Consider the following 26,652-nt stretch of genomic DNA (forward strand, 5'->3'; position numbering starts at 1 on the left):
GCGCAATGAAGATCGCGAAGCTGGAAACGCTGCGGCTCAAGGAGCGGCCGAACCTTCTCTGGGTCCTGGTTCACACGGACGAAGACCTCGTGGGACTGGGCGAGACCTTCTTCATGGCCGAGACCGTCGAGTCCTATTTGCACGAATATGTCGCGCCGCGCGTGATCGGTCGCGACCCCTTGCAGATCGACCTGCTCGCCGCCGATCTTGTCGGCTATCTCGGTTTCCGATCGACGGGCGCGGAAGTCAGGGGCAATTCCGCTTTCGACATCGCGCTTTGGGATCTGTTTGGAAAGGTCACAGGTCAGCCGATCGCACAGCTCCTCGGCGGGTTCACCAGGCACGAGATCAGGACCTACAACACCTGTGCCGGACCCGAATACATCAAGAAGGCCACGGGCCAGACGACGGCCAACTACGGGCTCGATAAGCCCGGCGACGCCTATGATGATCTGAACGGCTTCCTTCACCGCGCCGACGAACTGGCGCATTCGTTATTGGAGGAAGGCATCACGGCCATGAAGATCTGGCCGTTCGACATGGCCGCCGAGAAAACGCGCGGCCAGTATATATCGCAGCCCGACTTGATTTCCGCGCTGGCGCCATTCGAGAAAATCCGCAATGCGGTCGGCGACAAGATGGACATCATGGTTGAATTCCATTCAATGTGGCAGCTGCTGCCGGCCATCCAGATCGCTCGCGAGCTTGCCCCCTACAAGACCTTCTGGCACGAAGATCCGATCAGGATGGACAGCCTGTCCAGCCTGAAACGCTATGCCGAGGCTTCGCTGGCGCCGATATCGGCTTCGGAGACGCTCGGTTCCCGCTGGGCCTTCCGTGACCTTCTCGAAACTGGAGCGGCCGGTGTCATCATGCTCGATATCAGCTGGTGCGGCGGGCTCTCGGAGGCGCGCAAGATCGCTGCCATGGCTGAGGCATGGCACCTGCCGGTCGCGCCACACGACTGCACCGGTCCAGTGGTGCTCGGCGCATCGACCCACCTGTCGCTGAATGCGCCGAACGCGCTTGTCCAGGAGAGTGTCAGGGCCTTTTACAAGACCTGGTACCGCGACCTTGTGACCGCTTTGCCGCAGGTGAAGAACGGCATGATCACCGTGCCTCCCGGACCGGGCCTCGGCATGGAACTGAACCCGGAGATCGATCGCGCCTTCACGGCGCTTCGACGGGTGACTGACGCATCGACTCTCTGAAAATGAACCTGAAGCAGCTTTCTACGGAGGAGGAGAACCATGAAGAAGCTACTTATCTCGGCAGCCTTGGGAGCAGTACTGGCTGGAGGCTCGGCAATCGGCTCACGCGCACAGGAGCCGATGAACATCGTCTTCACGCATCATTCGTCGGCGTCGAACCCGTTCTGGCAGGCGGTGAAGAAGGGGTTTGACGACGCCTGCGCCAAGATCCAGGCCAATTGCCAGATGGTCTTCACGCAGACCGAAGGCTCGATCGAGCAACAATCGGCCAACATGCAGGCGGCACTCGCGGCAAAACCGGACGCGCTGATCACCTCGATCGTCGACAACAATGCTTTCGACCAGATCATCGCCGACGCCCGCGCTGCCGGCGTCACGGTGATCGCGTCGAACGTCGACGACACCGAGGGTGCAGCCGGCAATGCCCGCCAGGCCTTCATCGGCCAGGGCTTCATTCCCGCCGGCTACGAACTCGGCAAGAAGATGTCCGAGTTCTTCCCCAAGGAAGGCAAGATCAGGGCGCTCGTCGGCGTCTCCGCGCCCGGTCAGAACTGGTCGGAACAGCGCGCTGCTGGTGTCATGAAGTTCCTTGAGGAATACAAGGCCGCGAATGGCGGACGCGAAGTAGTCATCGAACGGCTCGACACCGGCACAGATGGCGCCGTCGTCGCCGATCGTGTTGGCGCCTATCTGTCTGCCCACCCGGACACCACGGTGTATTTCGACACCGGCCTTTGGCATGCCTACGTGGCCCAAGTGCTGATCGATCGCGGCATCGAACCGGGCAAGGTGCTGATGGGCGGCTTCGATATCGTCTCGGAAGTCCTGCAACAGATGGAAGCGGGTTATATCCAGGTCCAGGTCGACCAGCAGCCCTACATGCAGGGCTTCATGCCGGTGATGGAATCCTATCTCGCCAAGAACGTCGGTTTGCTGCCGGCAGACATCGACACCGGCAAGGGCATCATCGTCAAGGAAGACGTGCCGAAGCTCAAGGAACTGGCCGCAAAAGGCGTGCGGTAGGCGGCGAAGCCGGCGTCCTCTCCTCGTTCTTTACGGGAGGGGGCAAGGGTGGGGGGGCAGGCCGCGTGGCCTTTGGGCGTTTTAGCTCCACCCCTCATCCTGCCACCGCATCTCCCGGTCAAGGGCGGTAGAAGACAGACTGCCGCCATCCCCTTGCCGCTGCGGCAAGCCAGCGCAAACAATCCCAAGCCGGAGCGAATGATGAAGCGCTTGATGAAGATTTATCTGGAGAAGCCGGAGCTTGCCGCGGTCGTGTTCCTGCTCCTCCTCCTTCTCGTCTTTCAGATACGCTCGAACGGCGTATTTCTGAACACACAGAACGTGCGTGGAATGCTTGGGCTGCTGCCTGAAATGGGGCTGGTCGCGATCGGCGTGACCCTGCTGATGATATGCGGCGAGTTTGATCTTTCCGTGGGCTCGGTCTTTGCGCTGACCCCGATGACGATGGCGGTGATGCTGGCGGCCGGCGTGCCGTTCGCGCCGGCCTTTGCCGCCGGCCTCGTGATCGCCGCCCTGATCGGCTTCTTCAACGGGTTCATAACGATTCGTTTCGCGATACCAAGCTTCATCACCACGCTTGGCATGCTGTTCATTGCGCGTTCGCTGACGGTGGTAATCTCCGGTGGCTTCCCTCCTGTCATCCCGGCCAACGCTCTGCCCAAATGGCTGTTTACGATCTATGTGGGGCCGGGCGACCTCTTTCGCATGTCGTTCTTCTGGTTCGTCGCCGTGGCAATCCTGGCGACGGTGCTTCTGTCGCGCACGAATTTCGGCAACTGGGTGCGCGCCACCGGCGGCTTTCTGCCTGCCGCGCAATCGATGGGCATCCCGACGGCCCGGGTGAAGGTCGCCTGCTTCATGATATGTTCTGTGCTCGCCGGCTTTGCCGGCACCATTCAGGTGATGCGGCTCGGCGCGCCGCTGCCCTCGATCGGCGAGGGGCTGGAGTTGCAAGCCGTGTCGGCTGCCGTCATCGGTGGCGCCTCGCTGGCTGGCGGCATCGGCACTATCTTCGGCGGCATCATAGGGGCTGCCCTTATCCGCGTCATCGACAACGGACTGGTGCTGAGCCAGGTTGACGCCAACTGGTTCAAGATGGCAATCGGCTTCCTGACTATCTTCGCGGTCGTCGTGAATGCCTGGCTGCGAAAGCGGGGCAGGGCAATGAAGGTGGAGACCTGATCATGGCGGCACCCATCATCGCGATCAAGGGACTCCAGAAATGGTATTCCGGCGTCCACGCCTTGAAGAACGTCACTCTGGATATTTATCCAGACGAGGCCCTGGGCCTTGTCGGCGACAACGGCGCCGGCAAATCGACGTTGATCAACATCCTGTCAGGCACCCAAAAGCCCGATGGCGGCGAGATCAGGATCGAAGGTGAACCGGTCCGATTCTCGAATCCGCGCGACGCCATGGATCGCGGCATCGAGACGATCTACCAGTACAATTCGATGGTGCCGACCATGACCATCGCCCGCAACGTTTTCATCGGACGCGAGCCGGTGAAGGGCTCGGTTTTCGGCATCGGCATCCTGGACCAGAAGCGCATGCGTGATGAAAGTGTCAAGGCGATCGCCGACGTCGATCTGCATCTGAGGTCGCCGGACGCGCTGGTCGGCGAACTGTCGGGCGGCCAGCGCCAAGGCGTGGCGATCGCCCGTGCCATGCACTTCAAGTCGAAAGTCATGATACTCGACGAGCCGACCAATCATCTCTCGGTAAAGGAGACCCGAAAGGTGATCGGCTTCGTTCGCGCCCTCAAGGCCCAGAACATCACCAGCGTCTTCATCAGCCACAACATGCATCATGTTTTCGAATGCTGCGACCGGGTCGTGGCCATGGCGCGTGGAGAGATCGTTCTCGACAAGCGGATCGGCGAGACTTCGATCGAGGAAATCCACGAGGTTCTGTGAGGCGAAGAAGCGATCGCTCGCGAGCCGCTCTGCTGGTAGAGGTCAGTCTGCGCTACGGCTTTTGCGCAAGGATCGCCTCAGCGGTTTTCTCGTCGGTGATCAGCACATCGACGACTCCCAGACGCAACACGGCGCGCAGCACCGGAACCTTGTCGAGGCCGCCGGAGGGCAGGATCACAGTGTCGACGTCGCGCAGATGTTCGGGCGCGAGGCCGATAACGCGATTGTTTAGCGGGTGATCGACGAGTTGTCCGTCGGCGCCGATCCAGTGGCCGCAAATATCGCCGACGGCTCCCGCTTCGCGGAGCGATTTGAGATCATCGTCGCCTACCAGTCCGATCCGAAAGATGGTGGCGTCCTTGTGCACCGCGCCCACCGAAACGAAAGCGGCGTCAACGTCGCGGGCATGGGTGAAGGCGTCTTCCAGAATGGACTGGCGCATAAGCAGATCGCGCGTGGCCTCCGTGTCCGTGAACACCGGTGCTGCGATGTAGAAGCATTCCGCATCGAAAAGCGCCGCGAGCCGCGAAGCGATCTCATAGATGTTGATCGCCGATCCGCGCGTGAGCCCACCAAGCAGGGAAACGACCGACATTCCTTTGACCGGGCGCACCGTCACTGACCGCAGACTAAGCTGGAGCGTCCGTCCCCATCCCACGCCCACCGATATCCCGTCGCGGATTCTGAGCGACAGGGCCTCACCGGCGGCGGCTGCGATGACCTGTGGCACCAGCGCAGGATCGGGTGGTGTCGGAACCACGATTGGATCCGAGACACCATAGGCGTCCCGCAGCCGGTGCTCCAGCTCGATGCAGTTCGCCACCTTCGAATTGATGCGAATCTGAACGATCCCCCGCTGGCGCGCGTGCGCCAGCATCCGGTTGACGCGAAGGCGGGTCAGGCCAAGAGACTTGGCAATTTGCGCCTGCGTTAGGTCACCGACGTAAGCAAGCCAGGCGGCGCGCACGAGCAGCCCTTCCTCACGATCAGCCGTGACCGAACTCGTTACAGCTTGGCGGCCGTCGCGTTTCTTTCGTGCGGGTTTCTCCATCAGATCATCCTGTCCACTCCGCGGCAGCGGGTCCAGAGCGGGCTCGGCCGAGCCATGTGCTCATCGATATGAGGCATCAATCGAGTTTCCCCTGCTCCGCTAGCCTCGATGATAGCGGTCGAAGGACAAAACCAGCGGAGCATCGTGACAAACCGCGTCGATGATGGCCCTCGTCAGCGGCAGGCGATCGTGGAGAAGTACATCCCGGGCCATCATATTCTTCAAAGTCGGACCAAGGTCCAGCGCCAGTTGCGCTCCCTCGACCGTGTCCGAACTCATATGTTCGCGCTTCGCCACGGAATAGGGCAGGCCGCGGCCAAGCAGGCGCCCCATGCGACCGTTACGGCCCGCCTGGCAGGTCACATAAAGATCGCCGGAGCCGGCCAGCCCCAGCACTGTTTCGATTTTTCCGCCCAGAGCATCGACCAGAATCGCCATCTCCGCGAGGGACTGCGAGAAAAGTGAGGAGGCAAGATTGTGCATGAGCGCACCATTGGGCGCCTTGCCGTCGCGCTCCAGCAGTCCGACGGCAGCCCCAACGGCGAGTGTGTAGAAATTCTTGAAAGCAGCGCAGATCTCGACGCCGACGAGATCGGATGACGATCGCGCATGATAAAAGGGCGCGCGCAGAAGGCGGGAGGCCGCGGCCACCTGGTCGGGATCGTGCCCGGCCACGATCACAGAGGTGTCGCGCTGTGCCGCCAGTTCGCCGGCAATACAGGGTCCGCCGACGGCCATCACCGGGACTGACAAGCCGGTGCGTTGCTCGATCTCGCGGGCAAGCAGATGTGGCAGGATTTCCACGCCTTCGTCGCTTGCTGCAAGTCCTTTCGTAATCATCAGTATCGGCACCGGCAACTTGATGCTTTCTGCAATGCGCTCGATCGCCCAAGGAATGCCGGCCGACGAGACGCCGAGTACAAGCAGATCGGGTACATCGTTCATCGCTGCCCCGAATTCGGTCCAGGACCTGGCGGCCACCACATCAGGCAGTGTGGTGTTGAGGTGCGGATGACGACCGGTGCCGGCCACCGAGTCGACGATCTCCTCGTCGAGATGGGTGCCGACAAGAGTGATGCGGTTACCCGCGTGAGCGGCAGGAAGCGTCATGGCAGAGCCCATGACGCCGGCGCCGAGGATAACGACCTGGGCCATTCAGCTTCTTCCCTTGTCCAGTCGCTCGCCGCTGCCTTGGTCGAACAGGTGGATTCGCTCAGGCGCCGGTTCCAGATGGATTACAGCTCCAGGAGAGAGCTCCATGCGGTCATGCAGCACCGAGCAGATCGCAGTGTTGCCCATGCTGGCAAAGATGTGGATTTCGGGGCCGGTCGGCTCGACAACCGTAATCCTGGCCGGGATGCCGCGCCCGTCGGCCACGGGTCGAAGATGTTCGGGGCGAATGCCGTAGATCACCTTTTGGCCGGGCCGGACCGCAGCCCCTGGCGGCAGCGGGAGGGATAGCTCATCGGTCCGCACCACCCAGGCGTCGCGCTCGGATGCCACCTCGCCATGCAACATGTTCATTGCGGGCGAGCCGATGAAAGAAGCGACGAACAGGTTTGCCGGGTGATCGTAGACATCGAGCGGGCGCCCGATCTGCTCGATACGGCCGTCGCGCATGATGACGATGACATCGGCCATGGTCATGGCCTCGATCTGGTCATGCGTAACATAGACCGTGGTGGTCTTCAGTCGCTGGTGGAGTTCCTTGATTTCGGTGCGCATCTGCACGCGCAGCTTGGCATCGAGGTTGGACAGCGGCTCGTCGAACAGGAACACAGTTGGGTCCCGCACGATGGCGCGGCCCATGGCGACACGCTGCCGCTGGCCGCCCGAAAGCTGGCGAGGGTACCGTTCCAGATAGGGAGTCAGGTTGAGGATCGATGCCGCCCACCCGACCTTCTGTTTGATTTCTTCGTTGGGGCGCTTCTTCAACTGCATGGAAAAGGCCATGTTGTCGAAGACGGTCATGTGCGCATAAAGCGCGTAATTCTGGAAGACCATCGCGATGTTGCGGTCTTTGGGATGAAGCGTGTTGACGACCCTGTCGCCTATGGCGATCTCACCGGACGTGATGGGCTCGAGACCGGCTATCATGCGCAACAACGTGGACTTGCCGCAGCCGGACGGCCCCAACAGAACGACGAACTGGCCATCCTCGATCGAGAGATCGAGTCCATCGATAATCGAGAGGGCGCCATAGTCCTTCTTTATGTTGCTGATGGTGACAGACGCCATAAATTGCTACCCTTCGATTGCCCTTGCCGGTTGGAGCCCATTTTCGCCATGCGAGCCATTGGCGATCGGATGCGCTCTCACCATTGGCTGTCCAGAAACTCTTCCAAGAGCCCTGCATCGGCGGCCAGATTGACAAAGGACCAGCGGCCGCGGATCTCTCGCGAATAGCGAATGGCATCGTGCCAAAGCGCGCGCGGCAGGCCTAGTTCCGCGCCGGTGACCGGCCCCCCCGCAGCCTTGAGGGCTGCCTCCATGCGGGCGACCGGCATTGCCATTGGCCGAACCTCCTGGCGCAGGGCCGGCCAGATTTCCGCGAGTTTCCGGTTGAAGATTTCCGTCTGGCTGGCGTCGAGTGCTGTCTTCCTCATCTCGGCAATGCAAAGTGGTCCAAGCTGCGCTCCATAGCGGGCCAGCATCGCCGCCTCGTCGATGACGGTTGGCCTTGCCTGCGGCGGCTCTTCCATGTCCAGCAGCCGCGCTTGCAGACGCGCCATGACCAGCGAGGCAACCCCGACCTGCTGGCCGTGCGTGGTGCCTGGATGATGCGCTTGCGCGAACATGTCGACCCAATGGGAGATCTGGTGCTCCCCCATGGACCCGGGATGGGAAACGCCGGCAAAGCACACGCCCATCGAGCACAACGTCAGGACGCGCTGGAGATGCCCGACGGCGGTGATGTCGTGCCTGGCAAGGCGAGGCGCATGGGCCAGCATCGGTTCCTCATCGCCCGCCTGAAGCAGATAAGGCACCTCGGAATAGTAAGTGCCGAACAGCCGATGCGAAGCCCACCAGTCGATCTGGGCGGTGGAGCGGCAGAGGCTGTCGCCAAGCCCGGCGGCGCTGAGCCAGCTGGGTGCAGCAGCCGACACGCCAAGGTCCAGGAAGATGCCTCGCGGAGCATGCGAGGGCAGCGAGATCTTGAGCCCTGAAGCCAACGTCACCGACGCTGTCGAGGCGCCGTAGCCATTCATCGAGGCCGCCGTGCCGAAGACGGCATAGGGCCGCTGATCGAGGAAGGTTGCATGCTTGCAGCTGTCGTTGAGGACGCCGGACCCGACGGCCACGACGCCTTCGGCGTGACGCGTCTTCTCCCTGACCATCTGGATCGTTGCCTCATCGCAGTCGAGGCCGTCAGGCAGCACGATTTCGTCGATTTCGGCGATGGCACGCAGCGCCTTCGCGACGCGCCTGCCCATCACATCGACGGTGTTGATGTCGGAGACCACGGCGATGCGGCTGCCTAGCGCCAGAGGCGCAACGAGATCCCCCTCGCGGCCCTCCGTCGTCTCCAGCAATTCGATTGTCTGGAACGGCAGGACCGCGGCTGCGCCTGTTTTGGGATCTGTCCAGCGTCCTGCGACAACGTCCTCGATCAAGGCGTTCCAGTTGCTCGCTTCAGCCATGATCGGTCTCCATGAAGGCCGCGAGACGCTGGTTCCAGGTTGAAAGCGTTGGCCAAAGATCGGCATGGATCGCAAGAAGTTCGGCGTAGAGCGCGGCCCGTTTCCCGTCTGGTTCGAAGGTTTTGGCCGGCTCGCTGGCCATTACGAGCGACGCTTCGGCGATGGTGGAAAACCAGCCCACGCCCTTTGCCGCCGCCATCGCCGCGCCAAGCGAGGAGGCCTCCACCGTCGTCGAACGCTTTATGGGATGACCGAGCGCATCCGCCAGAATCTGCATCCACAGGTCGGACTTCGCCCCTCCGCCGATGGCTATGAACCGGTCGATGGTCTGGGCGGCAGCTGCAGCTGCCCGCCGACTTGTCGCGGCCTGATGCAGCGCTATACCTTCCAGCACGGCACGATAGATGTCGCCGCGGCTGCTCGAGCCGGACAGCCCGGCAATCACACCACGGGCCCTACTGTCCCAGTGCGGGTCCATGACGCCCTGCCAGTAGGGAAGAAGCATTATGCCGCCTGCGCCGATCGGGCTGGCAGCGGCTTCGGCCTCGAGCGCTGCCAGGCCGCTTGCGCCATGCAGATCGACGCCAAGCATTTCGCGCGCCATCCAGTCGACGAGAAAAGTGCCGGCGCGAAGGCACGTCTCGTAGATATAGCCATCATCGGCTACCGCCGTCTCGGTGCGGAAGGCCTGGTCATGGACGTAGTCCGTGCCAAAGCTGCCGGAGACGACCGCCGTGCCGAGATTGATGTAAGCGCATCGCGGCTGCAACACGCCAGCGCCCGTTCCGGCGCATTGACCGTCGCCGCCGCCGGCGACGATCGGCGTGCCCTCCCGCAGGCCCGTCAGTATGGCGGCTTCCGAAGTCAGTTGGCCCAGAACGCTGCCGGGCCTCGCCAGGTCCGGCATCATTCCCCGCGCCACGCCCGCGGCGTCCAATATTTCGTTCGACCAGTCCATAGCTCGCATATCGAGTATGCCCATCGGGTCGGCGGATGCGGTGGATGTCACCCACCGGCCGCTCAAGCGAAAGACCAGATAGCCATGGACTTCGGCCATTCGCTCCACGCGGGCAAAAATCTCGGGCTCTTCCTCGCGAAACCAGATCATGCGGTAAAGGCAAGGAATGACGTCGAGCGGCTTGCCCGATATTGCGTGGACGCGTGCCGCGCCGAAACTCTCGCCGAAGCGCCGTGCTTTCCCACGGGCGCGCTCATCGAGCCAGAGCGTCGCCGGCCCGACCGCCTGGCCCTGCTCGTCGAAAAGGCCGAAGCTTTCGCGCTGGTTGGCAATCGCAAGGGCGGCAATGCGTGCCGGCGAAACTGTTGCCGCGACAGCGCGAAGCGCCGCAACCGTCGAGGCCCACCACTCGGCCGGATCCTGCTCGAAATAGCCCGGACGCGGGTTGGACATTGCAAGCGGTGCACGACCTTCAGCCACGGCCAGCCCATTGCGGTCCCAGGCGATCGCCTTGGTTGCCGAGGTCGAGGAATCGATGCCGATGACGAGATCCGGAACCATTGCCGCCACATTGCCAAAGGGCGAGGGCGGTGGAAGCCGCCTTCGCCCAAATCACCGACGAGTCGCTAAAGACCGGCGTCCTTGACTTTGCCGTCGACAATGCCGGCAATGGCATCGAGGCACGCCTTGGCATTGCCGCCATAGTCTTGGCCCGTAAGCAATTTGCCGAGCTCAACAGGAATGTCGTTGTTCGACAGATCCGCCCAGATCGGCATGTCCGGCTCCGATCCCATCTGGTTGTCGATCGTGTATTTGATCGCGTCGAAGTGGCGTGTCGTTCCAGGCCCGACGACGGCCTTCGCCTTCACGCGAGGATCGGTGAAGGAAGAATTGCGCATCGGCGAGGCGCCGCCGCCGAGCGTCGATACCCGCGCCATCACATCCTTCGAGCAGACCCACTGCATGAACAGCCATGCCGCTTCCTTGTTCTTGGAATATTGCGACAGCGAAATCGTCGAGCCGCCCTGGTGACCAACGGCCGGGATTTCGTTGAAGCCGCAATCGGCGGCGGCGCGACGACCGGGAACCTCCTTGGGCGCGGGCAGGGCCTCGAACAGGCCTTTGACCTTGGAATCGTTGGCGTCGAAGCCGGGGAAATCTTCGCCCCAGGTGATTGCCATCGCGGCCTGACCCTGTGTTAGTGCCTGTCCCTGACCGTCCCAGGTCCAAGTCGTCGCGGAGGGCGGCGAGTTCTTGACCAGCTCCTGATAGAATTGCAGCCCGGCCACGCCGCGCTCGTCATTGCCGACAAACTTCTTGTCTTTGTTGAAGATCGACCCGCCATGGCCCCACAAGGCGAAGGTCCAGTCGCATTCCAGCGAATAATGGCCGGACTTCGCCTGGCACGCGGTGCCGAAGATGCCGTTGCTTTTTTCTGCCTCAGTGAGCGCCTGCACGGCCTTGAGGTAGGCGTCGAGGTCTGTCGGAAGCGCAATGTTGTGTTTGTCGAAAAGATCCTTGCGGTACATCAGGATGAAGATCGGAATATCGAATGGGATTCCGCACTGTTTGCCGTTGTACATGGCGATGCCGTCGACCAGCGGCTTGGAGAAATCGTCCCAGTCGAAGTTGGGCATCGCCAGGTCTTTGTTCTGGTCATAATACTCGCGCGGATCGACGACATCCTGTGCAAACGTCGCCATCCAGGACTGGTCGAGATAGTAGACGTCGTAGGTGCCAAGCTGACCCTGCACATCTTGCGTCGCCTTGGCGAGAACCTGCTCCAGCGGCACGATCTCGACTTCCACCTCAATGCCGGTGGCCTTGGTGAATTCACCCGCGACAAGCTGGTTGGCGACGATCGTTGGCGGCGTCGCTTCCGAAGTGTAGCGGATTTTGGTGCCGGCATACGGTTTGCCGACATCGGCCAGCCACTTCAACATATCGGCGTCCTGGGCGCGGGCTTCTTCAACCCCGAGGCCCAGGATCCCGCGATTGGTGCGGCCGCCACCTAGCATGGCTGATCCGAAGGCAGAAAAGCCGACACCGGCGAGCGCCATCTTCCTCATGAAGTCGCGTTTGGTTATTCGGCGCGCCGTAAAGTCGTTGCAGGTATCGGCGACGAATGTCTTCTTGTCGTGTTCTCTGAAGCTCATGATCGTTCCTCCGTTGCGTTTTTGTCGTCGTCCTTCTCGCCTGCGCCTCACTCCTTCAGGGACCCGAGGGTGAGGCCGCGGACCAGATGCCGTTGAACCAGCAGGATAAAGATGAAGCTGGGTATGATCGCGGACGTGCCGAGCGCTGTGATGTAGCCCCACTCGGTTGCGGTCGAGGTGACAAAGGTCGAGATCTTCACCGGCACGGTGCGGATCGACGTTGTCAGGAACAGTGAGAGCAGGAACTCGGTCCACGAAAAGATGAAACACAGCACAGCCGTCGCAGCGATGCCGCCCTTGACCATGGGAAGGACCACGCGCCGGAACGTCTGCCAGCGCGTTGCGCCGTCGATCAGCGCCGCCTCATCGACCTCGCGCGGGACGTCGTCGAAGAACGACTTCAAAAGCAAAACCGCCAGCGGCAGATTGATCAGACTGTGAACGAGGATGAGCCCCGTATAGGTATCGCGCAAGCCGAGATCGCGGAACATGAAAACGATCGGAATGACGATCGCGATTGGCGGCATGAAGCGCTGCGAGAGAATCCAGAACAGGAAGGACTGCTGGCCGCTGAACTGCATTCGCGACAGGCAGTAGGCGGCCAAAGTTGCGAGCAGCAGTGTCAGCGCCGTCGATCCGACGGCTATGATGGCACTGTCGAGCAACGACTGGCGGGAATCATAGGAACTCGCGCCCCCCTTGATGACCCCGGCCGCTTCGCCGCCCTGTTCCATGCCGATGTCGACGCGCGAGACGCCAAGCAACGTCACGCGGTAGTTGTCCGGCGTCGGCGTGAAACCGGTGTAGACCGGTCCGCTGCGATCGAAGATCGCCGAATAGGGTTTGATGGACGACAGGGCCCACCACGCGATCGGGAACATGAAGATCGCCACCACCAGGACGGCGAGCACGTCACGGGCGATCGTTTGGGCGCGCGACGACTCCATCAGAATCTCACCTTGAACAGCCTGACGAAGACGTTCGACACGACGATCAAGACGACGAGCACGATCAGCGACAGGGTCGCGGCATAGGGGAAGTCTCCGGTGAAGTAGATTCGCCCCGCGTAAAATGAAAGCGTCTCGGTGGCCGTGCCTGGCCCGCCAGCGGTGATGATGTAAACGTAGTCGTAGATGCGAAAGAGATCGACGCCGCGGATCAGCACCGCGACCGCTATCACCTTGCGCAGCATCGGCAATGTGAGCCGCCAGAACGTCTGGATGCCGGTGGCGCCGTCGATCGCGGCTGCCTCGAAAGGTTCCTTTGGCAGTGCCCTGAGCCCTGCCAGGATGATGAGCACCATGAACGGCGTCCACTGCCATATGTCTGCCAGCAGGATCGCCGCCAATGCGGTTCCGGGCTGCGTGAGGATCGGCTGTGCTGGCGAGATCAGGTCGAGGGCATACAGGTAGAACGACAGGACGCCGAAAGAACCGTCCTGCATCAGCAGGAACATCATTCCGGTCACCGCAGGCGGCACCACCAGCGGCAGTGTCATCAGCGCCCGCAGCACGCCGTAACCTTTGCGATCGGTGTCAAGCAGAAGCGCGATGAGGATGCCGAGCGCAAGCTGAACCGCAAGCGCGACGAAGGTGTAGATCAGCGTGGTTTCCAGCGAATGCCACATACGCGCATCCGAGAAGGCACGCGTCCATTGGTGGAGCCCGGCGAAGTCAAGTTGCCGGGAGACGACATTGCGTTTGTGAAACGACAGCCAGACTGAATAGGCGAGGGGGTAGATGCCGAAAACGAGAAGCATCACCGTGATCGGCGCGAGCCAGGGGAAAGGATGCTCGGCCGTCATGAACCGGGGCAGGGCCCATCTGGGCGTTTCGCGGGTCACGGTCACCGTGCTCACGCGCAAATCTCCGCTCGGTCACAGAGACGCATCGGCCTTCTCCCTAACGGCCAGATTGTGCCAACTTGAACTTTTGTAAGTTTGTTGTGCCTTTTGTTAAGAACGTGTCGGACGGCCGCCGATTTGTCAAGTGTCGGTTCCCTCAGCACTCAAGGGATTTGCTCGTGGTCCCGGAGGATGCCGTCATCGCCGGGTATGGAGTTATTTTTGGAGGGAACGTCGCCGGTAAATGCCGTGTGTCAGCATCAAAAGCGCTTAGGGCTGCCGCCAACTCTGGCAGCCCAAGGAAAGCTACAGAACGCATCGAGGAGATCGGGAGGATACCCCGGGCTTTTGGAACTCCCTCCGGGCTCACCCACCATTGTCGTTATTTATCAATAACAGCGGTTATTTGTTCCCTCGGTTAACCACGTCCAAGATGGCGAACCTGCACGCATTGCTTTGATTTGATTGACCAGTGGTGGCCTACTGACAATCCAAATCGGCGGGTGAGGAGATGGTGCTCCACTACCTCGTCGAGGTTTCGCAAAATAGCAGCGTTTGGTTGCGCCTAGCCTACTCCGATAACATAGCGAGCGCTTGCTGCAGAGATCGCACCAGATCACCGGCCGCAGATGCTAAGGCCAGGAGGGGAGGGATAAGGTCGGCCCGTTGCGCGGAGGTCGTCGGATGGCTTGGTCGCGTCATGAGACGACATTTGCATCTTGTGCGGCGAGCGTCGCGATCCGACCTGTTGCTGTCGTCCGGAACGCTCTCATTGAGAGCGCATAAGTGCATTCCGGTCATTCGTGCTCGATCATGCTATACTCCGTCTCGGAAAGTAGCCATTGATGGCTAGGATTTCTGTTCGTCTGCGGAGCCAACTGGATGGGCAGCTCAGATCGACAGCAATGCAACAGCGGCTCCTTGGAAGAGACGGATCAGCTCGCCCTCGGTCGTGAGACTTACGAAGAAAGGGCGTGGGGCGACGCCTATAGGTTCCTCTCGCACGCCGATGAGACGGCTCCGCTTGCCGTGGATGATCTCGAACGGCTGGCGATGTCGGCCTATTTGACCGGGCGCGACGAGGAGTACCTGCGGGCCCTGGAGCGAACCCATCATGCATATCTCGATGCTGACGAATATCATCGCGCCGCCCGCTGCGCCTTCTGGCTGGGCCTGCGTCTTGTCTTTCGTGGGGAGATGGCTCCGGCGACCGGCTGGTTTGGACGGGCCCATCGACTGCTCGAACGCGAGCCAAATGATTGCGTCGAACAGGGTTATCTGATGCTGCCCCGCGTCGAACAGCATCTTGCTGCCGGCAACCTTGAGGCATCCTACGCTGCGGCCAGCGCCGCAGTCGAGATTGGCGAGCGCTTTGCGGACGCGGATCTCGTTGCCTGTGCGCGGCACCTGCAGGGCCGTGTTCTGTTACGTCAGCGGCGGACCACAGAAGCTTTCGCGCTTCTCGATGAGGCGATGGTTTCGGTCACGGCCGGCGAATTGTCGCCGCTTTTTACCGGCTTGATCTACTGCAGCGTGATCGAAGCGTGTCAGCAAGTCCATGCTCTGGGTCGCGCACGCGAATGGACTTCCGCTCTGGGGCGATGGTGCTCGGAACAGCCCCAGCTGATCAGTTTTAGCGGCACCTGCCTGATGCATCGCGCTGAAATCAAGCGGCTCAGCGGCGCATGGCAGGATGCAATCGACGAAGCGCAGCATGCCGTGGAGCGTTTGACGCAGTCAAATAATCGAAAAGATACGGCTGGGGCGTGGTACCAGTTGGCGGAAGTACACCGCCTCCGTGGAGACTTTGAAGCGGCCGAACGGGCATATCGGAGTGCAAGCCAATATGGCTTCGAACCGCAGCCGGGCCTTGCCCTGTTGCGGTTGGCCGAAAGGCACATCGATGCAGCTGTGGCCGCAATCCGGCGCGTCATGGCCGGGACGACCGACCAAGTGAAGCGCATTCGGCTGTTGCCAGCTCACGTCGAGATCATGCTGGCGGCTGACGACATCGAGGAAGCACGCCGTGCCTGCCACGAACTGTCGGAGGTTGCAGAAAGCTACGGAACCGAACCGTTGCGCGCCCTTGCCGCCCACGCGCGGGGAGCGGTGGAACTGGCAGAAGGCGAAGCGCAGGCCGCGGCGATTTGTCTGCGCCGGGCAATAGAGGAGTGGCAGCAAGTCGACGCACCATACGAAGCAGCGCGCGTACGCGTCATCATGGGCCTGGCATACCGCGCCCTCGGTGACGAAGACGGCGCGACACTGGAGCTGCAGGCAGCACGGACGGTATTTCAGCAGCTTGGTGCCACGCCCGACGTTTCTCGCATCGATGCCCTGCTTGACATGCGGTCGGAGGAATCCATCAGTCTCTCTGCCCGCGAGTTGCAAGTCCTCCGCCTGATCGCTTCTGGCAAAACCAACAAGGAAATCGCCAACGAACTGCATTTGAGCGGAAAGACAGTAGACAGGCACGCAAGCAACATCTTCAACAAGCTCGACGTCCCCACTCGCACCGCCGCCACCGCTTGGGCCTACGAGCACCGCCTAGTCTGAGCGTGCCCGGCATGGGTGGAATCACCCATGCATAGTCGGCGCCGATTGGGTGGATCGCCCGAAGCGCCGCCTTCCCTTCCGGCCTAAGCTTGCACCTGTCGGCTATGGATGCGCGCCGCCTCGGCGCAACTCGCCTGCAGACTGCAGGACGGACTCGGTGATCGCGCTGCAAACATCCGGCCACAATGAAAGGAGGAAGCGATGTCACGTACCGATACCGGGATGCGGGTCGCGGGCGCCTGGCTTGCAATTGCTTCTGTACTCTTAGGTTTCGTCCTGGTCGGTCACGGGCCGATTCATCCCGACCTCGCCCTTCAAATGCACATCATCGCCAACAACGTCACCCTGTGGGTGGTCGTGCATTGGGCCGCCGCGGCAGCACTGTCGCTGTTCGTCGTCGCGAGCCTGATCGTGCTGACCGCGGGCTCTCGCCTGACCGAACACGGGTGGACCCTATCCGCCTGGGCGGTGGTGCCGGTCGGCGCCCTCTGGACAATGACCACCGCCGTGGCCGAGGCCACCACCGTCGCCGATGCCGCCGCCGCCAACGATATGGCGCGCTTCTCGGCCTGGTGGGCGTTCGCCGAAGGCAAGGCCAACGGATTCATGTTCCTATGTCTGGCGGTTGTCGTGATCGCCGGCAATGAGGCGCTGAGCCGGCAACAGATAACGCCGACCTTGGCGTCACTGGTCGGAGTTGTGGCCGGGCTTGCCGCCTTTGCCGGCTGGCCGTTGGGCATGTGGTTCGGCATCTGGCTGGGCAGCCTCGTCTGGGTTGCGTCGTCTTTCGTGATGGCCCTTTGGACGTTGTGGTTCGGATTGGGGCTCGCGCGAACCGAGATCAGCGTGTCAAGCGCTCGCAGCTCAAGCTCTGGCGCGTGAGCAACCCAAGAGGCCGGGCGGCACGCGCAAGACGAAATCGTCCTATCAACATTAGGGAGGCCATGATGACTCACGTTGAAGGTTACACCGCCACCCCGGCGGCGATTGATTCGAACCGCATATCCGGAGAAGCTGCGCGCAAGCGCCTGCTCACCGGGCTATCGATCGCCGAACGGCGGCTCGAATTGGCCGGCATCTCGACCGTGCTACTGGACGGGGGCGCGGGATCACCGATCGTGCTGTTGCATGGCCCAGGAGAACATGCAGCAAAGTGGCTGAGAATTCTTCCGGAGCTTGTGAGAACGCATCACGTAATCGCACCCGATCTGCCGGGCCACGGCACGTCGGGGACCCTCGAGGGACCGATTCATCCCGATCGTGTTCTCGCGTGGCTTGGCCAACTCATCGAACGCACCTGCCCAACGCCGCCCATTCTTGTCGGCCAAATTCTCGGCGCCGCAATTGCTGCTCGCTTTGCCGCCAAGCACGGTAACCAGCTCCGCTGCTTGGTGCTGTCGGACGCGCTCGGCCTTGCGCCGTTTCAGCCGGCGCCTGAATTCGGTGCGGCCCTCGCCGCGTTCATCACGGAGCCAAGTCCGGAAAGCCATGACCGCCTCTGGCAGCAATGCGCCTTCGACCTCGACGCGCTGCGTGATCATATGGGCGAGAACTGGGAGCGGCTGCGAGCCTACAATCTCGATCGCGCGCAGGCGCCGGAGTTGAAGCCGACCCAGCAAGGTCTGATGGAGCAGTTCGGATTTCCCGCAATCCCATCAGAGGAACTGGCGCGCATCAGAATCCCGACCTTCCTGATCTGGGGGCGGCACGATCTTGCCACCCCATTGCCTGTAGCGGAAGCGGCGAGCGTCCGATTTGGGTGGCCGCTCCACATTATCGACGGCGCCGCCGATGATCCGCCGATCGAGCAGCCTGCCGAATTTGTAAAGGTGCTGCGGGCTACTCTTACCGCAGCCGGATCCGCGGCTCCTCAGGCGCTGCCGGACACACGTGAGGCTTGGGACCGAATTGCCTCGGGTTACGATCGGACGAATACCGAAACACAGATGTGGCTTGGCAATGAGAGTCTGGTCAGGGCAGGGCTCCGCGCGGGCATGCGCCTTCTAGACATTGCATCCGGCAGCGGCGCGCTCAGTATCCCGGCAGCTCGGATCGGTGCCGAGGTACTCGCCGTCGACCAGTCGCCCGTCATGCTCCGCCTGTTGCGAGAGCGCGCCAGCCGCGAAAGCCTGGAAATCGACACCCGCGTGATGGACGGGCATGCGCTTGCCTTTGACGACGACAGCTTTGACATGGCGGGGTCTCAGTTTGGGGTCATGCTCTTTCCCGACATGCCGAAGGGCATTCGGGAGATGACGCGGGTTGTCAAACCTGGAGGGCGGGTGCTGGTCATTGCCTATGGCGATCCGCATCGGATCGACTTTCTCGCATTCCTGGTCGGGGCCATTCAGGCGGTACGACCGGACTTCAATGGTCCGCCCATGGACCCGACGCCGCTGCCGTTCCAGCTCAGCGATCCAGAGCGGCTTGCCCGCGAACTGGCGAAGGCCGGGCTGAAGGACCTTAATGTCGAGACGATCACCGAGAGCACAGCGTTCAAGTCAGGCGCTGAGCTATGGGATTGGATCGTTTGGAGCAATCCGATTGTCGAGGACGTGCTTGGCAGCCTCGCGTTGAGGGAAGGCGAGCGCGTGGTCATTCGCAAGACGCTCGATCGCATGGTGCGTGAACGGGCCGGCGATGACGCTTCAGCCATTCTCAGAAACCCCGTCAATATTGGCATCGGCACCAAATGACTGCGCGGGCGATGGACCGGAGGATGGTGGCCGAGAAGGTGGCCCGCCCGAACAGATTCGAACTCCTGCCCCGGGGACTAGAGGAGCGCAAGGTGCGACGAAGTCGTTTCTGGGTTTTATCCTTGGGTTCGCCGGACCATACGAGATGATACGAGACATATGGGTTGTGGGTTGGCGAACCAGCCGCTCTGTCGAAAACAGCGTCCCCTTAATCCGGCAATTGGATCTGAAGCTTTACGTCCGCCGGCCGGGCTTCGACTGCGCGGTCGAAGGCGGTGATGGAGTCTTCGAAGGGGAAGGTCGCCGAAATCAATGGTTTGAGATCGACGCGGCCCGATCCCATCAGTGCGATCGCCCGGTCATATTGGTGGGCATAGCGGAATACCGTCTCAATGCGGATTTCCTTGGTAGAGGCCGTAGCGATGTCGAACGCCACCGGCGCGACCGGCAGGCCGACCACCACCAGGGTACCACCGGGCCGCGGCAGATCGAGCAGGGTCTCCCATGCCTTGGACGAGCCCGAGCATTCAAACACCACGTCGGCGCCCCAGCCATCGGTCAGGCGCTTTACCTCCGCCGCCAGGTTCTTGTCGCGGACGTTGATCGGGATCACGCCTTGATAGCCGCCGGCAATGTCGAGCTTGGGTTGGGCGAGATCGGCGACGATGGCGCGGGCGCAGCCGCCGGCCAGCGCGGCGATCGCCACCATCGTGCCGATCGGCCCGGCGCCAATCACCACCGCGGTGTCACCCGGCGCAATCTTCGCTTTGGCCGCCGCCTGCATTCCGACAGCGAAGGGCTCCACCATGGCGCCTTCGGCGAAGCTGACATTGTCGGGCAGCTTGAAAGTGTAGTTGGCGGGGTGGACGACATAGGGCGTCAGCACGCCGTGGATTGGCGGCGTTGCCCAGAACCTGACCGCTGGATCGATATTGTAGAGGCCGAGCCGGCTCGCCCGCGAATTGGGATCGGGGATACCCGGCTCCATGCAGACGCGGTCGCCGACCTTCAGATGCTCGACGCCTTCGCCCGATTCGACGACGGTGCCGGCGGCTTCATGGCCCAAGACCATCGGCGCTTCGACCACGAACGGGCCGATGCGGCCATGCGTGTAGTAGTGCACGTCGGAGCCGCAGATGCCGACAGTGTGGATTTTGATGCGAACTTCGCCCGGGCCCACGGTCTGTGGCAGATCGATGTCTCGCAGCTTGAGTTCGTGTTGGCGTTCGAGGACAAGGGCGCGCACGTTCGTCATCGACGTAGTCTCCTCTAAAGCCGATCGTAGGGGCCTTTAACCCTCTACGGGTATACACACCGTCCATCTATGCATCATTGTTCTCCGGGCTGGCGCTGTGGCCCCGATAGACGCGATCGAGCGCAGGCAGGTTCAGTTGGTGCTGGTTGTGGGGGTGAACCCGCACTGCTTCTGTTCCATATCGATCTGTTTCGTGATGCGGACGGCGTTCTGCGCGTAGGCCTCCGTCACGGAGCCACTATTCACGGTCTTGCCCTTCAGCGGACTCACGCCTGCGCAGAGGTGGAAAACATGCGGCTCGGCGGACTTCGCGGCTCCGGCTTCCGGCGCGATCCAGTAGACGACATCCTGACCGGCGGGGTGGCTCGCGTCCCGCGTCGCCGCCGTTACCGCGGCGGTGTCCGTCGCGATCGCCTGCGCCTGAGCGGCGACATCGGGCGAACAGGCGGTGGTGGGCTGCCCCGACTTGATCTGGGCCGCGCATGCGTTCATATCCTGGGTGTACTGTTCGACCGACGGGGGGTTGAAACTGATCCCCATGACCGTCGCAAGCACGGCCAGCGCAGCGCCGACGCCGCCGGCAACCTTCTTAGTCCGCGGATCCATGTTTTTGTCGGTGAGGATCAGGAAAACCAGCGGGAGGAAGGCAATCAGCGTGATGATTGCGCCGAGCTGGTTTTGGAAGAAGAACCTGGCCGCGTCGGATGCACGGGCCGGATCGTGCCTGTTGGCCGCCTTCCACAGCAAGTTGCCGGCGATTGCGAAAATCGCGATGCCGACCAGAAGGCCGATGACCAGCGGCAGGTGTGCCTGGTCGAACTTGTTCTGGCGAAGCAGCATGATTCCGTAGATCTCGCCGCCAATGGCGACAATCCACGAGAGTGCGGCGAAAAGGCGAAGACGCGTGGCGGAGGACTTCTGGCCCTGCGTCGCTTGCCAATCCTTGGTAACGTCTGGCTTGTTGTCGGTCATTGACCAGATCCCCTGATATCGACACTTCTGCGGGCGGCGTTAGACCAGAAGGCCAACGCCCGGCGCAGCAGCATTGAACGAGCGCCACCTGCCTTAGCGACACCGCGAAAATGTGAGCGCCACGGCAGGCCTCATCTCCATTCATAATTCATATTGCGCATGAGTGAGCCCGTCCAGACCCACGCAGGCACACGCTATGCGGCGATGGCTCCGTTCTTCTTAATCTCCGGCTCGACCTTGACGTAGCGGACTGACAACTTACGGCCAATAAAAGCGACGTAGAGTATCTGCTCGGCAAAGAGGGCTCCTGTACAACTCCGACGTCGCAGGGGGCAGATCAACCGGTTCGGCCAACATCAGAATCAGTCGAACGAGGGGGGCGAGCGCGAATCCACGATGCCTGACGGCTTTCTAAAAGGCATCAATGCCATTCAGTCGCCGCATGGACGCCAAGCTTTGGCCCCCCGACCATCTGCATTGATAATAATGCAGATTTGCATGATCTTATCGCGAGAACAGGAATGTTTAACATGGCAACGTTGACAGTGACGACAAGGGGACAGGTGACGTTCCGCAAGGACGTGCTGCAACATCTGGGCATCAAACCGGGCGAGAAGATCGAGCTTGATCTGCTGCCCGACGGTCGGGCGGAATTGAGGGCTGCACGGGCGAAGGGGTCGTTCCGGGACCTCCACGGCTTCCTCAGAGGCAAGACGAACGGCCGGGTGCTCAGCATCGAGGAGATCAACGAGGCGATAGCGGAAGCGGGCGCTGCGGCCGGGTCCGGCAAGGAATGAGGGTTACGGCCGACAGAATGTGCTGCTGCGCGCCTATGTCGCCGATGGCGCAGGCGGCCATTGCCGTCGACCTGCTGGCCAAAGCGGACATCGTGGCCGTGAGCTTGCAGGCCTTGTGCGAGTTCGCCTGGGTTCTGGCCCGGCAGTACCAGACAGAGCGCGAAAATATTGCCGCGGCGATCCGGGCGTTGCTGAACACTGCGAATGTTGTCATCAACCGGCCGGCAGTTGAGGCAGGGCTGTCAGTCCTCGATGCCGGCGGCGATTTCGCCGACGGCGTGATCGCCCTTGACGGCGGCTGGCTTGGCGGGGAGACTTTCGTCTCGTTTGACCGGAAGGCCGTCAAACTGCTCTCGGCGCAGGGACAATCCGTACAGCTTCTTTTCTAAGTCTCTTTCCGCGGTGGTCTTTCGCCCTGTGCTGTCGCGTCTTTAGAGGCCGCGGCGAGCTCGGATTCTGTCTGCGGTACGGATGTCAGATCAGAATGGCGGGGTGAGAGCCGACGATCGCCGATAGATGGTTGTGGAAATCGTTAGAATTCCCCAACTACCAGGCCGACTTGGTCGCGCAGATCGCGTAGCGATGCTGCGTCGAGCGTTCCAGCGCCCTGAGGAAGTTCATATGCCGCGCCTGCGCACGATGAATTGCGCCGAGCCGGGTGTCGACCACGGGCATCTCAAAGCCAGCCTCAACGAGAAGCGCGCAGACCTCGTCCGCTTTGGCGCCGCGCGAAAAGTGCAGCCGTGACAGGATGCTGCGATGGCGGTCCGCCATCACCTGATCCAGTTCGTGGACCGGCCCGACCGTCCGGCCAACCGCCCTTTCCAGGACTTGTCGCAGAGGGGTTAGCCAGGTCGTACTGACGAAATCACCATCAACGATCAGCAGCCGTCCGCCAGGCTTGAGCAGCGAGAACCATTCGGCGAATGCCGCTCGCGGATCCACCAACGTCCAGACGAGATGACGAGTGACGAGGACGTCATAGCTTTCTGCTTTTTCAAGGGTTCGCTCGGCGTCCCCGATCAGAAACCGGATGCCGCTTTCCCTCTGCGTCGCCTTTGCACGCGCGCGGGCAAGCATGGCCTCTGACCAATCGAGCCCGGTCACGGCATAACCCAGGTCGTGCATGAGATGAGATATGACCCCGGTGCCGCAAGCGAGGTCGAGCGCGCGACGCCCATCCCCGCGCCCCAAGTGCTTGAGTATCAGCCTGTGCCAGGCCAGGCGTTCCCGCTGTGAGAAGATTTCATGCCCCACCGAAAGGTCGAATGTTCCGGCGCGCGTCGACCAATAGTCGCGTATCTCGTCCCGCAGCGAATAATTGGGCTCGCCCGCCATTCCTGACCCCTTGTCGTCGTACCAGTCTGGAATGGCTCTAAAAGATATTTCTTGAGAATTGAAGTCATCTTTAATAAGGCACCTCTGGCTAATCCATTTCAAGAGAGGGCGCGATGAATTTCGGAAAGATCCCAGCAGCGACGATGGCGGCCGCTATCGTCGCTCTGTCGATGACGCTGGCCGCCAGGGCCGAAATGGTTGCAGTGACTGACATTACGGGCCGCCAGGTCAAGGTGAACGTCCCTGTCGAGAGGGTAATTCTGGGTGAGGGCCGGCAGGTCTATCTCGTCGCGGCGCTCGACACCGAGGATCCGTTCAAGCGCATCGCTGGCTGGCGCGAGGATTTCAGCCAAGCGGATCCGGACAACTACGCGGCCTATCTGGAAAAATTCCCAAGAATGGCGAATATCCCCACATTCGGCGGTTTCAAGGACGGCACTTTCGACGTCGAGCAGGCGATATCGCTCAAGCCCGACGTCATCGTGATGAACATCGAGTCGAAGCAGGCCACGGAAGACGCCAAGTATATCGAGAAGCTCACCGCTGCCGGCATTCCGTTGGTTTATGTCGATTTCCGGGAGCGTCCTTTTACCAACACCGAACCCAGCATGCGCCTGTTTGGCAGGCTGTTCGGCAAGGAGGAGCGCGCCGAGGAATTCATCACCTGGCGCGCCGCCGAGATCGCGCGCGTTACCGACGTAATCGAGAAGGCCAAGCCGGAAAGGCCCAAGGTCTTCATCGAACGCGCCGGCGGCTATTCGGACGATTGCTGCATGAGCTTCGGCGACGACAATTTCGGCAAATTCGTTGAGATGGCAGGCGCTGACAACATCGCCAAGGACATCATCCCCGGCACCTTCGGCACACTCAATCCCGAACAGATCATCGCCTCCGACCCGGATCAGATCATCGTCACCGGCGGCTCGTGGGAAGCCTATGTACCGGGCGGTGCCTGGGTGGGCGTCGGCCCCGGCCGTGATGAGGCGGAGGCGGTGCGCAAGCTGAAGGCGCTGACCGAGCGGCCGGCGCTGACCGGCGTGAAGGCCGTCGGGGACGGCGCGGTGCATGCCATCTGGCATCAGTTCTACAACAGTCCTTATCAGTTCGTGGCCATCCAGCAGATGGCGAAGTGGCTGCATCCCGATCTTTTCGCCGACCTTGATCCTGAGGTGACCTTCAGCGAGTTGCACAAGAAATTCCTGCCCATCGCATACAGGCCCGGCCACTGGGTCTCGCTGACCGATGTCGATTGAATCGACGGCCGTCAGCACCGCGCTCCACAGCACCGATGGACGAGGGCGTTACCGCGCTCTCGTCTGGCGGCGGCAGTTGATCCTTGTCGGCCTCGGCGCTGCCCTGCTCTTCAGCCTGTGCGTCGACCTTGCGGTCGGTCCCGCCCGCTACGACCTCGGCGAGGTTGTGCGGGCCCTTGTGTTCCCCGACACCGTGCCGCAGCAGGTGCGCGTGGTGCTCTGGGACATCCGCATGCCGGTGGCCCTGATGGCGATTGTCGTAGGAGCGGCGCTCGCCGTGGCCGGCGCGCAGATGCAGACCATCCTCAACAACCCGCTGGCGAGCCCCTTCACGCTCGGCATATCCGCCGCCGCGAGCTTCGGCGCCGCGCTTGCGCTTGCCTTCGGGGTGAGGCTTGTCCCCGCCGCAGTCGAGTATGTAGTGCCGATCAACGCCTTCGTGATGGCGATGCTGGCGGCCTTCCTCATTCACGTGCTGAGCGTCAAGCGCGGCGTCAGCGCGGAGACCATCGTGCTGCTCGGCATCGCGCTGGTTTTCACCTTCAACGCGCTGCTCGCGCTCGTCCAGTTTTTCGCGTCGGCGGAAGCGCTGGCGGCGGTCGTCTTCTGGACAATGGGCAGCCTCACCAAGGCCACTTGGCCTAAGCTTGCGGTCACCACATTCATTCTCCTCGCAGTCTTACCCATTTTCGCCCGGCGCGTCTGGGCGCTGACGGCGTTGAGGCTCGGTGAGGACAAGGCGGCCAGCTTCGGCGTCAAAGTCGGTCGCCTGCGGCTCGAGACGCTCATCCTGGTGAGCCTCCTCGCCGCCATTCCCGTCGCCTTCGTCGGCACCATAGGTTTTATCGGCCTCGTGGGCCCGCACATCGCGCGCATGGTCATCGGCGAGGACCAACGCTTCTTCCTGCCCGCCTCGGCGCTCGCGGGCGCGCTCATCCTGTCGGCCAGCTCGGTCGTCAGCAAGTCGCTTATCCCGGGGACGGTTTTCCCGATCGGCATCGTCACCTCGCTGATCGGCATCCCCTTCTTCATCTCGCTCATCCTGTCCAGCACGAGGCGCTCATGGTGACGATCCGGCTTGAGGCGCTCGGCGCGCGCTACGGGACGAGCCTCCGGCTTCGGGATGTGACGACGCCAGTGTTCGAGGGCGGAGACATTGTGGCTGTGATCGGTCCGAATGCCGCCGGGAAGTCGACGCTCTTCAGGCGCATCGCCGGCCTCCTGCAAGGACCGGGAGCAATGCATGTCGAGGGGGCCATTCGCGCGACGAGCGGCATCTGCTACATGCCACAGGAAACGTCCGCCAACGCGGTGCTCACCGTCTATGAGTCAGTGTTGCTCGCCCGCAAGCAGGGTATGGGCTGGTCCGTGGGCGACGATGATCTGGCTCGCATCGACGAGACCCTTGCGGCGCTCGGCATCGCCGACATCGCTTTCCGCAACATTGGCGAGCTTTCCGGCGGCCAGCGGCAACTCGCCAGCCTGGCACAGACGCTGGTGCGCGAGCCGGAGGTCCTGCTGATGGACGAACCGACATCAGCACTCGATCTGTCGCGGCAGGTGGAAGTGCTCGGTCTCATGCGGGAACTTGCCAGGGCGCGAGGCATGGTCGTGCTGATCGCCCTGCACGACCTCAATCAGGCCCTGCGCTTCAGCGATCAGACAATGGTCATCGCGGACGGCCGGCTGGTCGCATGCGGGCCAACGCGGGACATCATCACCTCACATCTGCTGCGGGACATTTATCATCTCAACGCGCGCATCGAGCCGTGCTCGCGCGGCATCGGCCATGTCATCGTGGATGGCGTGGCGGATGGGCGTCGGACGCTCATAATGCCGGCAGCGGAGACCGAATCCGGGCTTCGGAGCAGATTCGAGGCGGCAGCCGTTCCGGCCGCGTGACGGCAACCGCATTAAGCCGTCTGATCGACGCCTGCACTGATCGACCTGGTCCTCTGACCTCTGGTTGAAGGCGACAGCGTGCTT

Annotated in this window: 23 protein-coding genes; 12 read left to right on the forward strand and 11 right to left on the reverse strand. The window is 62.0% G+C overall.

The window, feature by feature from the left end; translation table 11 throughout:
- The first annotated feature begins 5 nt into the window (after nucleotides 1-5).
- The 4 genes from NKI79_RS20350 (at nucleotide 6) to NKI79_RS20365 (ending at nucleotide 4,150) form a co-directional block, all read left to right on the forward strand.
- Nucleotides 6-1,211: a mandelate racemase/muconate lactonizing enzyme family protein gene (locus tag NKI79_RS20350; RefSeq protein ID WP_352803787.1), complete on the forward strand. Its 1,206-nt coding sequence runs from the start codon at nucleotides 6-8 to the stop codon at nucleotides 1,209-1,211.
- Nucleotides 1,212-1,250: 39 nt separating this feature from the next.
- The gene (locus NKI79_RS20355) at nucleotides 1,251-2,234 is read left to right on the forward strand and encodes a sugar ABC transporter substrate-binding protein (RefSeq protein ID WP_352507683.1); all 984 of its coding nucleotides are present in this window, start codon (nucleotides 1,251-1,253) and stop codon (nucleotides 2,232-2,234) included.
- A 201-nt stretch (nucleotides 2,235-2,435) separates the two neighbouring features.
- A complete protein-coding gene (locus NKI79_RS20360; RefSeq protein WP_352478617.1) occupies nucleotides 2,436-3,416 on the forward strand; it encodes an ABC transporter permease in 981 nt (326 codons plus the stop codon).
- 2 nt (nucleotides 3,417-3,418) lie between these two features.
- Complete coding sequence (locus NKI79_RS20365) at nucleotides 3,419-4,150, forward strand: ATP-binding cassette domain-containing protein (protein WP_254819755.1); 732 nt, start codon at nucleotides 3,419-3,421, stop codon at nucleotides 4,148-4,150.
- 52 nt (nucleotides 4,151-4,202) lie between these two features.
- On the opposite strand, the gene NKI79_RS20370 is transcribed toward NKI79_RS20365, so the two are convergent.
- The 8 genes from NKI79_RS20370 to NKI79_RS20405 all read right to left on the reverse strand — a co-directional run bounded on the left by NKI79_RS20370 (nucleotide 4,203) and on the right by NKI79_RS20405 (nucleotide 13,814).
- The gene (locus NKI79_RS20370) at nucleotides 4,203-5,201 is read right to left on the reverse strand and encodes a sugar-binding transcriptional regulator (RefSeq protein ID WP_352690078.1); all 999 of its coding nucleotides are present in this window, start codon (nucleotides 5,199-5,201) and stop codon (nucleotides 4,203-4,205) included.
- 99 nt (nucleotides 5,202-5,300) lie between these two features.
- On the reverse strand, nucleotides 5,301-6,356 hold the full coding sequence (locus NKI79_RS20375; protein ID WP_352803790.1) for a hypothetical protein: 1,056 nt from the start codon (nucleotides 6,354-6,356) through the stop codon (nucleotides 5,301-5,303).
- On the reverse strand, nucleotides 6,357-7,439 hold the full coding sequence (locus tag NKI79_RS20380; protein ID WP_352803792.1) for an ABC transporter ATP-binding protein: 1,083 nt from the start codon (nucleotides 7,437-7,439) through the stop codon (nucleotides 6,357-6,359).
- Between the two features lie 77 nt (nucleotides 7,440-7,516).
- The gene (locus NKI79_RS20385) at nucleotides 7,517-8,842 is read right to left on the reverse strand and encodes an iron-containing alcohol dehydrogenase (protein ID WP_352803795.1); all 1,326 of its coding nucleotides are present in this window, start codon (nucleotides 8,840-8,842) and stop codon (nucleotides 7,517-7,519) included.
- A complete protein-coding gene (locus NKI79_RS20390; RefSeq protein WP_352803797.1) occupies nucleotides 8,835-10,361 on the reverse strand; it encodes a xylulokinase in 1,527 nt (508 codons plus the stop codon). The genes NKI79_RS20385 and NKI79_RS20390 overlap by 8 nt, the downstream gene beginning before the upstream one ends.
- 65 nt (nucleotides 10,362-10,426) lie before the next feature.
- A complete protein-coding gene (locus NKI79_RS20395) occupies nucleotides 10,427-11,956 on the reverse strand; it encodes an ABC transporter substrate-binding protein (RefSeq protein ID WP_352646222.1) in 1,530 nt (509 codons plus the stop codon).
- 47 nt (nucleotides 11,957-12,003) lie between these two features.
- Entirely contained in the window at nucleotides 12,004-12,903 is a 900-nt protein-coding gene (locus tag NKI79_RS20400; protein WP_031212286.1) for a carbohydrate ABC transporter permease, read from the reverse strand.
- Complete coding sequence (locus NKI79_RS20405; RefSeq protein ID WP_352752807.1) at nucleotides 12,903-13,814, reverse strand: carbohydrate ABC transporter permease; 912 nt, start codon at nucleotides 13,812-13,814, stop codon at nucleotides 12,903-12,905. Before NKI79_RS20405 ends, NKI79_RS20400 begins: the two co-directional genes overlap by 1 nt.
- Nucleotides 13,815-14,681: 867 nt before the next feature.
- Between NKI79_RS20405 and NKI79_RS20410 the strand changes: the two genes are divergently transcribed.
- The 3 genes from NKI79_RS20410 (at nucleotide 14,682) to NKI79_RS20420 (ending at nucleotide 19,051) form a co-directional block, all read left to right on the forward strand.
- Nucleotides 14,682-16,355, forward strand: coding sequence for a LuxR C-terminal-related transcriptional regulator (locus NKI79_RS20410; RefSeq protein ID WP_352803799.1), 1,674 nt, complete (start codon nucleotides 14,682-14,684; stop codon nucleotides 16,353-16,355).
- A gap of 201 nt (nucleotides 16,356-16,556) precedes the next feature.
- On the forward strand, nucleotides 16,557-17,237 hold the full coding sequence (locus NKI79_RS20415) for a hypothetical protein (protein WP_352803801.1): 681 nt from the start codon (nucleotides 16,557-16,559) through the stop codon (nucleotides 17,235-17,237).
- Nucleotides 17,165-19,051 (forward strand): alpha/beta fold hydrolase, encoded by a 1,887-nt coding sequence (locus NKI79_RS20420; protein WP_352803944.1) that lies wholly within the window; start codon nucleotides 17,165-17,167, stop codon nucleotides 19,049-19,051. The genes NKI79_RS20415 and NKI79_RS20420 overlap by 73 nt, the downstream gene beginning before the upstream one ends.
- 208 nt (nucleotides 19,052-19,259) lie before the next feature.
- Here NKI79_RS20420 and NKI79_RS20425 read toward each other — a convergent pair whose 3' ends face one another.
- Nucleotides 19,260-20,306 carry an NAD(P)-dependent alcohol dehydrogenase gene (locus tag NKI79_RS20425; RefSeq protein ID WP_352803804.1) on the reverse strand — a complete coding sequence of 349 codons (1,047 nt, stop codon included), beginning with the start codon at nucleotides 20,304-20,306 and terminating at the stop codon, nucleotides 19,260-19,262.
- 132 nt (nucleotides 20,307-20,438) lie between these two features.
- Entirely contained in the window at nucleotides 20,439-21,278 is an 840-nt protein-coding gene (locus NKI79_RS20430; protein ID WP_352701475.1) for a hypothetical protein, read from the reverse strand.
- Between the two features lie 530 nt (nucleotides 21,279-21,808).
- On the opposite strand from NKI79_RS20430, the gene NKI79_RS20435 reads away from it, so the two are divergent.
- Nucleotides 21,809-22,075 carry an AbrB/MazE/SpoVT family DNA-binding domain-containing protein gene (locus NKI79_RS20435; protein WP_254819768.1) on the forward strand — a complete coding sequence of 89 codons (267 nt, stop codon included), beginning with the start codon at nucleotides 21,809-21,811 and terminating at the stop codon, nucleotides 22,073-22,075.
- A gap of 44 nt (nucleotides 22,076-22,119) precedes the next feature.
- A complete protein-coding gene (locus tag NKI79_RS20440; RefSeq protein ID WP_502909833.1) occupies nucleotides 22,120-22,464 on the forward strand; it encodes a type II toxin-antitoxin system VapC family toxin in 345 nt (114 codons plus the stop codon).
- A 157-nt stretch (nucleotides 22,465-22,621) separates the two neighbouring features.
- Here the strand turns inward: NKI79_RS20440 and NKI79_RS20445 are convergent, their stop codons facing one another.
- Entirely contained in the window at nucleotides 22,622-23,413 is a 792-nt protein-coding gene (locus tag NKI79_RS20445; RefSeq protein WP_352803807.1) for a class I SAM-dependent methyltransferase, read from the reverse strand.
- Nucleotides 23,414-23,556: 143 nt separating this feature from the next.
- Here NKI79_RS20445 and NKI79_RS20450 point away from each other — a divergent pair, with 143 nt between their 5' ends.
- Genes NKI79_RS20450 through NKI79_RS20460 form a run of 3 tightly spaced genes read left to right on the forward strand, consistent with a single transcriptional unit; the run spans nucleotide 23,557 to nucleotide 26,568 of the window.
- Nucleotides 23,557-24,666 (forward strand): ABC transporter substrate-binding protein, encoded by a 1,110-nt coding sequence (locus NKI79_RS20450; protein ID WP_352803947.1) that lies wholly within the window; start codon nucleotides 23,557-23,559, stop codon nucleotides 24,664-24,666.
- On the forward strand, nucleotides 24,656-25,735 hold the full coding sequence (locus NKI79_RS20455) for a FecCD family ABC transporter permease (RefSeq protein ID WP_352803810.1): 1,080 nt from the start codon (nucleotides 24,656-24,658) through the stop codon (nucleotides 25,733-25,735). The genes NKI79_RS20450 and NKI79_RS20455 overlap by 11 nt, the downstream gene beginning before the upstream one ends.
- Nucleotides 25,729-26,568, forward strand: coding sequence for an ABC transporter ATP-binding protein (locus tag NKI79_RS20460; protein ID WP_352803813.1), 840 nt, complete (start codon nucleotides 25,729-25,731; stop codon nucleotides 26,566-26,568). Before NKI79_RS20455 ends, NKI79_RS20460 begins: the two co-directional genes overlap by 7 nt.
- Nucleotides 26,569-26,652: the final 84 nt, after the last annotated feature.

The organism is Mesorhizobium sp. M0340 (assembly GCF_040321535.1).
GTDB lineage: Bacteria > Pseudomonadota > Alphaproteobacteria > Rhizobiales > Rhizobiaceae > Mesorhizobium.

What these genes read in the sequence shown, in the direction of transcription:
- NKI79_RS20350 (WP_352803787.1), top strand. Translation starts at nt 6, where the DNA reads ATGAAGATCGCGAAGCTGGAAACGCTGCGGCTCAAGGAGCGGCCGAAC.
- NKI79_RS20355 (WP_352507683.1), top strand. Translation starts at nt 1,251, where the DNA reads ATGAAGAAGCTACTTATCTCGGCAGCCTTGGGAGCAGTACTGGCTGGA.
- NKI79_RS20360 (WP_352478617.1), top strand. Translation starts at nt 2,436, where the DNA reads ATGAAGCGCTTGATGAAGATTTATCTGGAGAAGCCGGAGCTTGCCGCG.
- NKI79_RS20365 (WP_254819755.1), top strand. Translation starts at nt 3,419, where the DNA reads ATGGCGGCACCCATCATCGCGATCAAGGGACTCCAGAAATGGTATTCC.
- NKI79_RS20370 (WP_352690078.1), bottom strand. Translation starts at nt 5,201, where the DNA reads ATGGAGAAACCCGCACGAAAGAAACGCGACGGCCGCCAAGCTGTAACG.
- NKI79_RS20375 (WP_352803790.1), bottom strand. Translation starts at nt 6,356, where the DNA reads ATGGCCCAGGTCGTTATCCTCGGCGCCGGCGTCATGGGCTCTGCCATG.
- NKI79_RS20380 (WP_352803792.1), bottom strand. Translation starts at nt 7,439, where the DNA reads ATGGCGTCTGTCACCATCAGCAACATAAAGAAGGACTATGGCGCCCTC.
- NKI79_RS20385 (WP_352803795.1), bottom strand. Translation starts at nt 8,842, where the DNA reads ATGGCTGAAGCGAGCAACTGGAACGCCTTGATCGAGGACGTTGTCGCA.
- NKI79_RS20390 (WP_352803797.1), bottom strand. Translation starts at nt 10,361, where the DNA reads ATGGTTCCGGATCTCGTCATCGGCATCGATTCCTCGACCTCGGCAACC.
- NKI79_RS20395 (WP_352646222.1), bottom strand. Translation starts at nt 11,956, where the DNA reads ATGAGCTTCAGAGAACACGACAAGAAGACATTCGTCGCCGATACCTGC.
- NKI79_RS20400 (WP_031212286.1), bottom strand. Translation starts at nt 12,903, where the DNA reads ATGGAGTCGTCGCGCGCCCAAACGATCGCCCGTGACGTGCTCGCCGTC.
- NKI79_RS20410 (WP_352803799.1), top strand. Translation starts at nt 14,682, where the DNA reads ATGGGCAGCTCAGATCGACAGCAATGCAACAGCGGCTCCTTGGAAGAG.
- NKI79_RS20415 (WP_352803801.1), top strand. Translation starts at nt 16,557, where the DNA reads ATGTCACGTACCGATACCGGGATGCGGGTCGCGGGCGCCTGGCTTGCA.
- NKI79_RS20425 (WP_352803804.1), bottom strand. Translation starts at nt 20,306, where the DNA reads ATGACGAACGTGCGCGCCCTTGTCCTCGAACGCCAACACGAACTCAAG.
- NKI79_RS20430 (WP_352701475.1), bottom strand. Translation starts at nt 21,278, where the DNA reads ATGACCGACAACAAGCCAGACGTTACCAAGGATTGGCAAGCGACGCAG.
- NKI79_RS20435 (WP_254819768.1), top strand. Translation starts at nt 21,809, where the DNA reads ATGGCAACGTTGACAGTGACGACAAGGGGACAGGTGACGTTCCGCAAG.
- NKI79_RS20440 (WP_502909833.1), top strand. Translation starts at nt 22,120, where the DNA reads ATGGCGCAGGCGGCCATTGCCGTCGACCTGCTGGCCAAAGCGGACATC.
- NKI79_RS20445 (WP_352803807.1), bottom strand. Translation starts at nt 23,413, where the DNA reads ATGGCGGGCGAGCCCAATTATTCGCTGCGGGACGAGATACGCGACTAT.
- NKI79_RS20450 (WP_352803947.1), top strand. Translation starts at nt 23,557, where the DNA reads ATGGCGGCCGCTATCGTCGCTCTGTCGATGACGCTGGCCGCCAGGGCC.
- NKI79_RS20455 (WP_352803810.1), top strand. Translation starts at nt 24,656, where the DNA reads ATGTCGATTGAATCGACGGCCGTCAGCACCGCGCTCCACAGCACCGAT.
- NKI79_RS20460 (WP_352803813.1), top strand. Translation starts at nt 25,729, where the DNA reads ATGGTGACGATCCGGCTTGAGGCGCTCGGCGCGCGCTACGGGACGAGC.